The organism is Mucilaginibacter gotjawali (assembly GCF_002355435.1).
Taxonomy (GTDB): domain Bacteria; phylum Bacteroidota; class Bacteroidia; order Sphingobacteriales; family Sphingobacteriaceae; genus Mucilaginibacter; species Mucilaginibacter gotjawali.
In genome coordinates this window covers 2,700,018-2,713,208 of sequence record NZ_AP017313.1, presented here as the reverse complement: position 1 = coordinate 2,713,208, position 13,191 = coordinate 2,700,018, and the positions used below count along the sequence as shown (strand labels likewise).

The window sequence follows — 13,191 nt, the reverse complement described above, 5'->3', positions numbered from 1 at the left end:
ATGATAACTTGCTATCTCTGCGGTATGGTAACAATGTTAAACCAAAATTCTTCTATCTTGGTTATCGCCTCCATAAACTCAGCGACTTCGATCGGCTTGGTTATATAACAATTCGCGTAATTTTTATACGAAAGTGTAATATCTTTTTCGGATGAAGATGTGGTTAGCATTATTACCGGCATCTGTTTGTAAGTTTCATTATTTTTTAAAAAAATCAATACTTCTATCCCGTTTTTTTTGGGGAGATTGATATCGAGCAACACGAGGTCAGGCCTGCTATCTTTGTCTTTCAGATTTTTAAAAAAATTAATTGCCGATTCCCCGTCCCTGATAACAGTTACCTCATTTACTATCCTGCAATCTTCCAATGCATCGCATGTGAGTACAATATCACCTTCGTTATCTTCTACCAAAAGTATTTTTATTGGTTTCATATTTTACTTCGTTTTAAAATGGTAAAATTAAACGTTGAGCCCTGGTCTAAAACTGAAGTAAGCCAAATTTTCCCTCCAGCGCTTTCCACTATTTTTTTTGCAATTGCCAGCCCCATGCCGGTACCTGAATACTCTTCTCTATTATGTAACCGCTGAAAGATGATAAATATTTTTTCAAAATAGTCCTGGCTTATGCCAATTCCATTGTCTTTTACCGAGAATTTCCAAAGCGTAGGGAATTCCTCGCAGGAGATATGAATAATAGGGGACACATCTTTTTTGTGGTATTTTAGGCTGTTTCCTATTAGATTTTGCAAAACCTGCCGTAGCGGGGTCTTAAAGAATTCAATAGCCGGAAGATTATTGAAAACAATCGTTGCCTTTTCTTCCTGTATCTGTCGCTTAAACAAAATTTTCATGTCTGTAATAAACTTATCCAGGTCAATTTCTTCAAGGTCATCTTCCGTATTGCCAACCCTCGAAAACTCAAGCAAATCAAGAATGATCTGGCGCATCCTTTTGGCGCCGTCAACCGCGAAATTGATATATCGTTTGCCCTTATCGTCTATTACATCTCCGTATTTTTTTTCCAATTGAGTTAAAAAACTCGTTACCATCCTTAGCGGTTCCTGCAGATCATGCGAAGCAACATAAGCAAACTGTTCAAGTTCGGCATTTGAAACAGAAAGTTCCCTGGCCTGCGTTTTAAGATTTTCATTCAGCTCCAAAATAGACTGTTCAGCCAGTTTCCTTTCAGTAATATCTTTAAAATAAACCGATAAACCGGCGATGGATGGATAGGCACTAATCTCATACCATTTTAATAAAGGGGAGTAATAATCTTCAAAATGTACAGGTCTGTTTGTTTCAATGGCCTCATGATACATTTTATAGGATATTGAATCGATTGAATCGGCGAAAACCTCCCACAGGTCCATATTTAACGTTTCCTTTTTTGATTTCCCCAAAACTTTTTCAGCGGTATTATTCCAGTAAGTTACCATCCAGTTTTTATTAACTGCAAAAAAAGCGTCCCCTATACTTTCAAGGATAGTGTTTCTTTCTTCCAGGGCTAATTTCGCTGCTATTTCAGCTTTCTTTCTGTCGTCTATGTCCTGAAAACTTCCATAAAGCCTCGTACAAACCCCGCCGGAAAACTCTGCTTCAATAATTACGCGTACCCATTTACGTTTTCCTTTGGCGGTAGTAATTTTCAATTCCTCATCTGCTGATTTACCTTGTATAACAGCAGCCTTCATTATTTCATTAATTTTTCGCCTGTCATATCCTTCAACATAAAACAATGCAGCTGACTCCAGGTCCGGTTCAAACAGCGCATCAGTTTCGTGAATTTCCCTAGTAATATCAGACCAGTGAATGATATTATTTATCAGATCAACTTCCCATGCCCCTATCCTGGCCAGATTATTCGCCTTTTCAAGCAGTTCTTCAACTTCCTTCTTTCCGGTAATGTCTTTTGCTGAACAAAAGATAATTCCCTTTTCATCGGCCTGCGAGGCTGTCCATGCCAGCCATTTTAATTTCCCCGTCCGGGTTACATGCCTGCACTCAACAAAACTGGAGACTCTGGTTTCAACCACTTCACAAATGCCGGTTTGCACTTTTTCTCTATCAAGGGGATGCACGGTTTCCATTAAAGGCCAGCTTAGCAAATCATGTTCGGTATATTCAAGCATGGCGCACATTGCAGGGTTTACCTTAAGGAAATAGCCGTCGGTATTGGCAATGCATAGCACATCGGGCGTAAATTGAAAAATTTGATTTAACTCATCTTCCAGCTGTTTTCTTTTTATTTCTGCACCGAAACCCTTACTGAAGTTTTCAAAATTGGCGGTGAGGCCAAATGCCGGCAATTCATCCTTGTCCATTAATAGCGCAAGCGTGCCTATTACCTTTTCGTTGTAGAATAATGGCAATGAATAAACTCGTTTAAAACCGACATCAGCGGTTTCTTTGTATCGCCTTACATTTGTGCTTATTTTTTTATGATGCCAGGATTGCAAAGTTTGGGTATCCCAGGTTATACCAGGTAACCCCTCGCCCCGGGCAAGTCCTGAAATTTTAACGGTTTGCTGAGCGAAATCTTTATATTTTTTATTTTGAAAAAACTGCGCCTCTAAAAATATTTTGTTTTTATACTCGTCTATCAGCCAAACTTCCGCCAGGCTTATATTGCCATAAAAAACAAGCATTTCAAGGGTTTTTAGCATGGAGTCTTTCAAGCCCTGGTTATGAATAAAAATGTGCCTGATCTCTGCCAGCAAACCGTCCTGTAATTCCGCATTTTTCTTTTCGCTGATATCGCGGCCAATTTCAACGCGATGCGTTAATTTGCCGGTTTCATCGTATACCGGAATGACGGAAAAATTTATCCAAAACTTTTCACCGTTCTTTTTATAGTTAATGACTGTAAACTCGCAAATTTCGCGGAATTTTAAGGTTTGCTCCATCCGCATCAATTGCTGCTTATTGGTTTTGGCCCCGTGCAGCAAAGATGTTTGCCTACCAATAACTTCGGCTGCTGTAAAACCGGTCATTTTTGTAAAAGCCTCATTTACATATAAAATGCGCGGGCCATTTAAATCAACCGGTTCAGCTTCAGTAATTATCACGGAATCTGTTGTATTGGTAACTACAGACTCCAATAATTTTAACTGGCGTTCTTCCAACTTTTGCCTAGTAATATCCTGTATAGCGCCAACCATCCGTTTGCCTACGCCATTTGCGTCTCTCATTACCACGGCTTTTTCGAGCACGTAGGCATATTCGCCGTTCGCACGCCTGAAACGATACTCCTCTTCCCAGTTCGTTATGTTTCCATATTTCACCCGCTTCAAATCAATCACCACCCTTTCCCTGTCGTCCGGGTGAACATGTGCGCCCAATTGAATGAGATCATTGGCGTCATTTATTTTTTTATGTCCGAATAATTTATCCAGGTTACCTGAAAAAATAACGCCGCCGGTCTCCAGGTCCCAATCCCATATCACGTCCGAAGTAGCCTCGGTTGCCAGTTCATATCTTTCATTACTAATTTTAAGCGCCTGTTCGTGCTGGTAACTTTCTAAAATAATCTGTAAAATATTTACCGCCCGTTGAATAGTTTTTTGTTCTAACTCCGAAGGATATTTTATTTGTTTATAATAACACGCGAACGTGGCTGCCACTTCTCCTTCGCTATTTAAAACGGGGCATGACCAGCACGCTTTTAATCCGTGTTTTTTAGTAATTGCTTTATAACGTGCCGAAAACTGTTCCGCACTTAAATCGGGCGCCACAACTATTTGTTTTAAAAATGCAGCCCTGCCGCAAACACCCATATGCTCCCCAACCTCAATTCCGTTCACAAAATCCGTATATTCTTCAGGTAAACCCGGCGAAACCTTGTTAAAAAGTTGATTGCCCCGTTTTTCCAGGATAGAGCAATATAACCCGGGATGTAATTGTTCAATCCCCTTTAAATAAATGGTAAGCAAATTGGTTAAACTCCTGCCGCTCCTTGCATTCATTTCAAGCACAGTTTTTTCCAGCTTATCAAGTTCGTTATAATAATAGGTTTCTGTAACGTCATTGATCATTGACAGTACTGCTTTCTGGCCACCGTAATCCAAAACCTGCCCAGTAATCTCAGCATAAATTACTGTGCCATTTTTTGTTTGATGGTTCCGCAGCCTTTTAAATTTAAGCGCTCCTGCAGACATAGCATTGTCTTGCAAACCGTTGGCCGGTGCATCTCCTTTTGCCCTAAGGTCACTTGTTTTTAAATGATAAAATTCCTCTCGCGTGTATCCGTATTTTTCTATGGCGGCATTATTACACTCAAGTATCTGTCGGGAGTCTACGTCCCAGAAAAACAAAGGCAACGGATTGTTTTCAAACAGCGACTTGTATTTTTTCTCAGACTCTATCAGTTCATCTTCAATTTTTTTCTTCTCAGTAACATCCCTCGCCGAACCAAATCTTATTTTCTCAATAGGGTCCCATTTGGATGTCCAGGCAAGGTTGACAACCGAACCATCTTTGCGGACGTAATGATTTTCAAAATTTACCAGGTCTTTACCTTCTTTAAGCAGGATTATCCTTTTTTCGGTCATCGCACGGTCTTCATGCGCAATAAACCCCAACACCGGCTTACCAATCATTTCCTCCGGCGTATAACCAAGGATTTGTTTTGAAGCGGGGCTTACACTAAGGAAATAGCCATCGCTGCTAACGGTACAGATCATATCCAACGAAGACTCCAAAATCTTTTGAAGATTGTCTTTTGTACGCTGTAAATCAATAAGGTTTATAGTTTCATCAGTGACGTTTTTAATATTGCAGGAAACACCGAATAAAATTCCGCTCTCATTATACATGGGGTTTACAGATACTAAACCATATTGCAGTTTGTTTACTCTTTTATCAAACATCTGATCGGTAAACGAAATCCGTTCACCTTTTAACGCCCGTTGGCAAACTACCCTCCAGCGTTGCGTAATTTCGCCGCCATAGCCCTCCATCAACGCATCATCGCCTTCTTTCAAATCGATACCCAGGTTGGCTTTAACAAATTCCCGGTATCGGTTATTTGCGATAATTATTTTAAAGTCACTGTCGACCGACCAAACCAAATCATTCGTACCATTGATTATGGCGTCCTGGTTAGCTTTTGTTCTTAACAACTCCGCTTCCTGCATAGCCTGGGTGGTTACATCAACTATCGTGGTGATGAACAGATGCTGCTCGTAAAGGGGAATCATTTTAAAATCAATGATCTTTTTATTTTTTTTTGCCGTTACGATCTCAATATTCTTAAACTCCATTTGTGACGGGTCGCCACTTTCCAAAGCAGCAAATATTTTGGCGCCGGCCTCTTTACGATAGTTATCATCAGGGTAAAGGTTTTTAAATACACCCGAATAATCTTCAACATTGCTGACATCGTAATCGAAAATTTCGCCGAATCTTTGGTTTATAAAGGTAACTTCTTGCTTGTCCATCCTGTTTACCACTATACCCACCGGTAGATTTTGGAGGATTTTTTCAATAAACTGGTTTCTTTCCTTCAGCTTCTTCAATACTATTATTTGTTCATTTTGAAGCTTTTTCCCTTCAGAGACATCGGTATAATTATAAACAATACCATTGATATCGGGATCATTTAAAAAATTAGTGACGGTAACATTTACGTAAATCCAGTGCCCGTCTTTGTGAAGTATCCGGTAAATAATATCCTTAATGGGTAATCCCGGGGCATTTAAACTATCTTTAAATTTCGCCATTACATATTCAACGTCATCCGGGTGTACCGTTTTATTGGTATTTAACTGGTACGACTCAGTTTCGTCATAGCCCATTATATTTTTAAAGGCAGGTGATATGTAAACGGGTTTACGGTCGGCATCAAATAAAATAATTCCCTCTATACTATTTTCAAGCAATGCTTTAAACCGTTTTTGGCTTGCCAGCAGTTTGTCTTCGGCCTCCTTTTCCTTTGTAATATCCCGCCAGTTTACCACAATAGCCCTTATATCAGGATCATTAAGATAATTTGTAAACACAATGTTTATCCAGATATAATGCCCCTGAATATGTTTGGTGCGATGTTTAGAGGAGATGGGGACACTGTCACTTAACAATACTTTAGCCAGCAGTGCGGTAAAGTACTCCTTTTCTTCGGGGTGTACAGTTTCAAAAACAGGTACTTTCTCCCGGGTATCATTTTCCCATCCGCCAATGCGGGCGGCCGCAGGGCTCCGGTAAATAATATTAAGATCCTCATCCAAAAGAGAAATGCCCTCGTAGCTGTTTTCAATTAACTTTCTAAAGCGCATGTATGATTTAACGCTTTTGTTGGTATCGTTCCCGGTATCAATATTTTGATCAGGGTCAGAATAAGGTATCATATCGATGGGGTTTATGTAACCGGCAAATAATTAATATTCCGGCATCAATTCAAATACCTTTAACTAAAGACCAATTTATGGCGGATAGGTATAAGTTATAAATTAACAGCGGGTAAGTAAAGTTTGAAAAAAAAAACCGAATAAACAACCTGATGGTTTCTTTTACCTATTCAATTGTTGCCGTTCGAATTTAAAATCTTTCCTTTTACGCAAATACAACGACTATATTTTGATTGTAATTATTTAAAACGAAATAATATTTATCAAATAATTATCTTTCTTCAGTAATTGGTATTATATTTATAATTTGTAGTACAAATCACTACAATAGATTCATAAATTGTACTATATGGGCAATATCGATTCGAATGGAATTTAGCATTATATCTGATATGACGACGGAACGATGATTGTTTGGCCCCGCATTTTCATATTATTTACTTATTCATAATAGTATTATGACTTTACCAAGTCATCCGGTGAATTATCCATACGCTTTTTAATCATTTAATTCATAAACCTTTTTTAAATGCTAAACCCAGCTAATCACAAAGAAGAGGCATCGAGACTGGCAGCTTTAAATTCCTATGGCATTTTAGATACTATGCCGAGTTCGGATTTAGATGACCTTGCACACCTGGCGAGTGTACTTTGCGGCACTCCAATTGCGCTGATCTCGCTGATTGACGAAAAGCGACAATGGTTTAAAGCCCGCGTTGGAATGAATCCGGTTGAGACACCCAGAGAATTTTCATTTTGTGCGCATGCTATTTTGCAGGATAATGATTTATTTGTTGTACCTGACGCAAGGGAAGACGAACGCTTTGCAAAAAATCCACTGGTTATTGACGATCCTTATATTGTATTTTATGCCGGCGTTTTGTTAAAAAGCGCCGACGGTTACCCACTGGGCACCATCTGTGTGATAGATAATGCCCCAAAAACACTCAGTAACGATCAAATTTATGCTTTAACAGTACTCTCGCGACAGGTTATGCATTTGTTGGAATTAAAAAAGAGCAAAATTGAAATTACCTTATTGGCTGAAAAACAAAATTTATTAAACACGAGACTAAAAAAAAGCAATAAGGACCTTGCCACTTCCAACGCAGAGTTAGAGGAATTTGCTTTTGCTGCTTCCCACGACCTGCAGGAACCGTTGAGAATGGTAATCAGTTTTATGACCCAGATCGAAAAAAAATACGCGGATATTATGGATGAGAGGGGCAAAAAATACATTGAATTTGCGTTAGGGGGCGCAAAAAGAATGCGGCAGCTAATTCTTTACCTGCTGGAGTTCTCAACGGTTGGCAAAAACGATCATTCCAGGGCTGACGTTGACCTGAAAGTTCTCTTACAAAAAATCATACAGCAAAACCGTGTAAAAATTCAAGTAGCCCGGGCTAAGGTGTTAGTTGAAGATTTACCTGTAATAAATATTGAGAAAGAACCGTTGACCCAAGTGCTTCAAAACCTGATCAGCAACGCTATTAAATTCCACCCGCCGGGAGCAAGCCCGGAAATAATAATAAGCTTCAGAAAAACAAAAAGATGTTGGATATTTTCTGTTAAAGATAATGGCATAGGTATAAACTCAGCTGATTTTGAAAAAATATTTTTCATTTTCCAGCGCTTGCACCTGCCAGACGAGTACGCCGGAGAGGGACTGGGCCTGGCAATTTCAAAAAAAATAGTAAACAATTTGGGTGGAAAAATTAGTGTAAGATCAATACCCGGAATGGGCAGCGAATTTTTTTTTACCATCCCAATCCAATAAATTCCGTTTTACCGGTGTAATCTATTCATGTATTTTATTTTTACGAAACGAAAAAATGAGTGGCTTATATAGACCAAACCACTACATATAATTAATAATTCCTTCTATATAGCCTAATCGCGAGGTTTTACAATTTAGCCTCTGTAAATATGTAGCTATATGAACACGCAAAAAACCCACAATTCTATTCTTCGTTCTACCTGTCAGTTTAAACACTCTTTCGCCGGGAAAAGACTTGAACAGTTAACATTTTCAATACTGAACATTTGACAACATTGCTCCTGCGCATGCAGTTAGCGCGCCATAGCTCCATTAGCTGTGGTGTAAGCATGCAAAAAGTCAGCATAAATATTATTAACTCCACTTATCTGCAATTATGAATTCAACTTTAGATCTCTTTTTACTATTAACTCTTTTCATCGCCTATATCTTAACGTTAAGCAGTATTCAAACCCTCTCGCGACAGATTGACCGAAAAATGTACAATTCATTATCTGTTGGTGGTAAAGTTAGCCTGACTGACATAAGACATATGTGCCTATTACCAAGCGGTTTTGAAGCGGCAGCCATATCAACCAAAACACTTTTATTAATAAAGTTTAATAATTATATCGTTTACAGTTCATTCGGCCTGGTAATTATACTGCTGGTTTTACAGGGAAATTAACCATTTTAAAATATAAAATCATGACATCAAAAACCTTCACGTCACCGTCAATAGATATTGAACAAAATTCAATAAAGAAAAAACATACCTGTCCGAAATGTAAAGTTGAGCTTAATCTCCGTGTTCGCCGGGGAGTATTGATAAAGGCACTGTTTCCCAATACTTTAAAAAGATACCTTTGTTCCCGTTGCATGCATAAGTATTATGTGATTGCCTGATACAATACTTGTATAGCCACCCATCAACGGCGGGGCATCTGCCGGTATAGCATGTTTGTTGTGATTTTTTGCAAAAAAAAATCCCCGGTTTAAATCAAAATAAAAAAGATTTGCCCGGGGATTATTTTTTGATGGCAAAAAGCGTATCACCGCAACGCATGCGGAATGAGACTATCAGTTAATTTTGAAACTCCAGTGAAATATTTTATTTCAAAAGGCAATTACCCTGCTGCTATATCAACGAAACAACTACAAATAATTCATATTTAATTCTATAAACCGTATCCGGCAGATTTTACAACTTAGCCTTATTATTACATAGAAACATGAACCAACCTACAAATGATTACAGTTTATACTGCTTAAATCAGCCTTGTGTTAACTCTGTTTTTCATAAAAACATCAAGGTTATAAAGGTATTTAATCTGGAAAATATTACCGCATCTCATATTTGCTGCAATTGCCATCAGCCACTTGCATCGTACATGGACGTTTTAATTGAGCATACGCTTATTGAAGCTGAGATTAAAAGTCTTTCATATTGTCGTTAGGGTTACGGTCAATTAGTTTGCTGTATGGATCGATACCCGCCCGTACAGGCTTACCCTTAACAATTAAGGTAAAAGCGTGCCTTCCATGTGCAAGCTTGTATCTTTTTAAACACAATGGGTGTACCTGCGTCCGTCCCTCCTTATTTTTGCTATCAGCGGCAAATATACCGATGGTAATGTAGTCATTCATTTTCAGGGCCGGGACATCGTTTCCTTTGCTGTCAATATAAACTTTGGCTACTTCAGTATTTAAAGTTACTTTATACTCATTGTTTTTACCGGTTGGCACTGCCTTAACATCCAATAACTTGTTATCATATAGCGTTATTTTCTGCCAGGTGTCTTCTAAAAAATACTTCAATGAATCGGGTGTATGCTTTTGCAGGTAAGCATACAGGTTATTGCTTCCCGCAAATGGCGGTTTGCTTTTAAACGCATAGGCATTTTTAAATTCGCGGAGTGCTGCGTTGATGCTGTCCTCCCCTATCATATCCCTCAGTCCATATAACGCTACCGCAGCTTTGCCGCCCCACTCAAACCAGGTATTTGAGCGGATTAAAGGATGCTCGGGTTCTTCAAGCCTGCGCCTCACGAAAAGGTAAAACCATAGCTGATCCATGGTGATCCATTTCATATTGTCCTTGCCGTATTTCTTTTCCATCATTACAAGCGCGCTATATTGGGCTAATCCTTCTGCAATATTTAATGACCCAACAGTATTATTGGGCGCTACCTGGTAACGCCACCATTGCTGCGCCAGTTGCTGGGTTGTATTATAATAACAATAGTCTGTTTCATTAGGGTCATCAAAATGGGCACACCATGCGTAATACTCTGCATAAGTATCAAGACTTGAAAATGATCCGGTACGCGGCCCATACGGCGATGTTTCGGCCAACCGGATATCTTTAAAAGGATACGGGCCGTAGGCTGTATTGAAATAATGCAGACCATCCTGATACGCTGACATAAACCGGCTTACATTCCAGCTATGTTGCGGATCATAGTAAATACTGATGTTTACAGGGTGCGCTAACTGTACGGTGTCTTTTGCAATAACATACTTTGCGCCAACAGCTGCAAGCGGGGCATACATGCCTGGCTGATTTTGCACAAAATGAAAATAGTTGCGTCCATTTTGTTTCCATTGCTTCACCAATTCACCAGATGAGATCATGGTTTGATCGCCGGAGGTGCTGATGGTAAGATCGAAACTGAAAAGATCTGATGCTTTGCCGGATTTAAGGTTATTTACCCCCTCCGGATCGTTTTGCGCAATCTCTTCCTCCTCTTTGGGAGGCAGGCCTGCTTTCTTGCGCACGTAGGGGCTGTTGATCTCATCGTCATCATCGTAACCCAGTTCGGGCAAGCCACCAGTAAAGATGGTCCCGTTATACAGCAATCTTTCGCCATATAATCCATTGGCAAAGCCTTTGTAAGTTACCCGCGAATTGATCTCCAGTTCAACCGAATCACCGGGTGCCAGTGGCTTTTTAAACTGGTACAGGCGATACGCTGCCGTGTCGTTTTTTGAACGGAACCAACTGAAAAATGCCCTGTGATAAACTAAGGGGCTTGTGAACGGCATTGCCTGGCCGTTAAGTTTGATATCGTAATCTGTCAGTTGATCGCCGTCCAGCAGCATTTGCGAAATCGGCTTGTTATTTTTATTAACGACTGTCAAAAGAGCTTTTACATACTGCGCCTGTTTATCGGGATAAATATCCGCATACATTTTTACGCTGGTAATCTTTGGCAAAGGCAGGCTGGCAAAATGTTTTAGTTTTTTTTCATAAATGATTGCACGGTCATCGTCCTCTGTCTTCATTGTGTAGTTATTCAGGTAACTCACATTATAATAGATATAAGCGGCAACAGGCAGGAAACAAAGCAGCAAAACGGTTGTAAAAAGTTTTGTTTTTTTATCAAAACGCTCCGAAACCAATTGCAGCCTTTCCTTAAAAGAAGATATTACCCCCCTGTAATAAAACAGGGTCGAAAGGATGATCAATAGCCCTCCAAAAAGCAGCCAGTACAGGTTAAACCAATTGACAGCCGCCATCATGTGGCCCATTCCGTCCATATCTGAAACGCCGAACCATGGCGTATAAGAGTAAAGCAGTAAATTATAGTTAAAAATACCGGATGAGCGCAAAAAGAAAACACCTACCCAAAAGAAAACGCCAATGCCATGGGCCACGAATTTATTATTAATGAGTACATGTACCGCATATGAAAACACTACCATTTCTAACAGTGATGGCAAGGTAACGATGAACATATAGATCAAATAAACCGGGAAGTTGTAGTTATGGAACCCCTTGGCTGTTTGTACAACAAAACCGGTTACTAATGGAATTAACGTTAAACCAAAACCGAGAATCAACAAAGTTATCAGCTTTGATCCGTTTAACACCCAGTTTGGCGGCGGCAATGAATCGTTGATATAAGCGTAACGCGTTATCCGGTCGCGGTGAAGCGTTTCGCCGGTATAAAAGATGATGATAAAAAAGATAAAGAACGGAAAAACACTGTTAAAAATACCCATCAGCATAACCGTTCGCGGAAATTCGGGCACGCCATTATCGTTGTTGCCCATCCAGAATACAAAACCAAGGAAAAAAACACCTGCCGATAGAATGATCCAGAAATAATTATCGCGAATAATATTGAGCAATTCAATTTTTGTGAGGTTGACGAGCGTTTTACGGTTGTATGATCCTTTAAAGCTGGTGTCTCCGCTGGGCACAAATGTTTTCTTTGGTGTAGCAGGTTCATTATCAATAGCGGCTTTATCCCTTTTACCGCTAAAAAATCTTTCGAAGCTGAAGGTAAAATAGGTGTATAAAAGGATCACCAGGCCAACACCCGACCAGATAATGCGATTGAGTAAAATAGTCCCGGTCATTGCTATTACAGTAGTATTTTGCTGGATGGATGATGAGTCATTAGTCGCCAACCGTACCCCATTCAGCATAAACGGGTCAGCGAGGTTGATCACCGTGGCATTATTGGTATGCTGAAAAAAGAATATCGATACGAAATACCCCAAAAACAACAAAATACCACCGGCATAGATCACCTTTACATTCCGCATGATGGCAACCAGGCCGAAAAACAATGATGAGGTAAAAAACAGGTTGGGCAGCGCGATGGTGAAGAACGGATACAGGTAATAAAAAAGGTTATTGGGGCCATATTGCCTGGCGTCCTTCCACCCCATTGCGGGGCCTAACTTTGAACCAATAAAGATGCCTATCAGAATAGAAGTAGCGATAAAAAGCATGCACATGAACGAGCCAAGATACCTTCCCCAGAAATACCCCGGTTTAGTTATTGGATAAGTGAGATAATAATCCTTGGTATTATATTCAATATCGCGGTACAAGGGTGTACCCATGATGAACGAGCTTACAAGCATCATCATCATGGTAATTCCCGAACACCACATAGCAATAAGGTAGGGTGAATTGATATTTTCTTTTTCGCCAACCGGAAGTGAACCGGTTGCAAATGAGCCGATTGTGAAAATCAAAGCTGCTAAAAAATATAAATAGATGGCAGGACGGCGGAGCCTGTTCTGAATTTCGAACAGAAATATTTTCCAAAACATAACCAATAAGTTTAATGGGTGG

At 39.7% G+C, this 13,191-nt stretch carries 5 protein-coding genes; 2 read left to right on the top strand and 3 right to left on the bottom strand.

Annotated features, from left to right (window positions below; genetic code table 11):
- Positions 1 to 11 precede the first annotated feature (11 nt).
- A complete protein-coding gene (locus tag MgSA37_RS12170; RefSeq protein ID WP_096352240.1) occupies positions 12 to 434 on the bottom strand; it encodes a response regulator in 423 nt (140 codons plus the stop codon).
- Positions 431 to 6,343, bottom strand: coding sequence for a PAS domain S-box protein (locus tag MgSA37_RS12165; RefSeq protein ID WP_096352239.1), 5,913 nt, complete (start codon positions 6,341 to 6,343; stop codon positions 431 to 433). Before MgSA37_RS12165 ends, MgSA37_RS12170 begins: the two co-directional genes overlap by 4 nt.
- Before the next feature lie 529 nt (positions 6,344 to 6,872).
- Between MgSA37_RS12165 and MgSA37_RS12160 the strand changes: the two genes are divergently transcribed.
- Together MgSA37_RS12160 and MgSA37_RS28225 are read left to right on the top strand one after the other, a co-directional pair.
- The gene (locus MgSA37_RS12160; RefSeq protein ID WP_096352237.1) at positions 6,873 to 8,120 is read left to right on the top strand and encodes a GAF domain-containing sensor histidine kinase; all 1,248 of its coding nucleotides are present in this window, start codon (positions 6,873 to 6,875) and stop codon (positions 8,118 to 8,120) included.
- Positions 8,121 to 8,496: 376 nt separating this feature from the next.
- On the top strand, positions 8,497 to 8,787 hold the full coding sequence (locus MgSA37_RS28225; RefSeq protein WP_157750549.1) for a hypothetical protein: 291 nt from the start codon (positions 8,497 to 8,499) through the stop codon (positions 8,785 to 8,787).
- A 743-nt stretch (positions 8,788 to 9,530) separates the two neighbouring features.
- Here the strand turns inward: MgSA37_RS28225 and MgSA37_RS12145 are convergent.
- Positions 9,531 to 13,169 (bottom strand): ABC transporter permease/M1 family aminopeptidase, encoded by a 3,639-nt coding sequence (locus tag MgSA37_RS12145; protein ID WP_096352233.1) that lies wholly within the window; start codon positions 13,167 to 13,169, stop codon positions 9,531 to 9,533.
- Between the last annotated feature and the right edge of the window lie 22 nt (positions 13,170 to 13,191).

Excerpts from the sequence above, each read along its gene's own strand:
- MgSA37_RS12165 (WP_096352239.1), bottom strand. The coding sequence starts at position 6,343 with ATGATACCTTATTCTGACCCTGATCAAAATATTGATACCGGGAACGAT.
- MgSA37_RS12170 (WP_096352240.1), bottom strand. The coding sequence starts at position 434 with ATGAAACCAATAAAAATACTTTTGGTAGAAGATAACGAAGGTGATATT.
- MgSA37_RS28225 (WP_157750549.1), top strand. The coding sequence starts at position 8,497 with ATGAATTCAACTTTAGATCTCTTTTTACTATTAACTCTTTTCATCGCC.
- MgSA37_RS12145 (WP_096352233.1), bottom strand. The coding sequence starts at position 13,169 with ATGTTTTGGAAAATATTTCTGTTCGAAATTCAGAACAGGCTCCGCCGT.
- MgSA37_RS12160 (WP_096352237.1), top strand. The coding sequence starts at position 6,873 with ATGCTAAACCCAGCTAATCACAAAGAAGAGGCATCGAGACTGGCAGCT.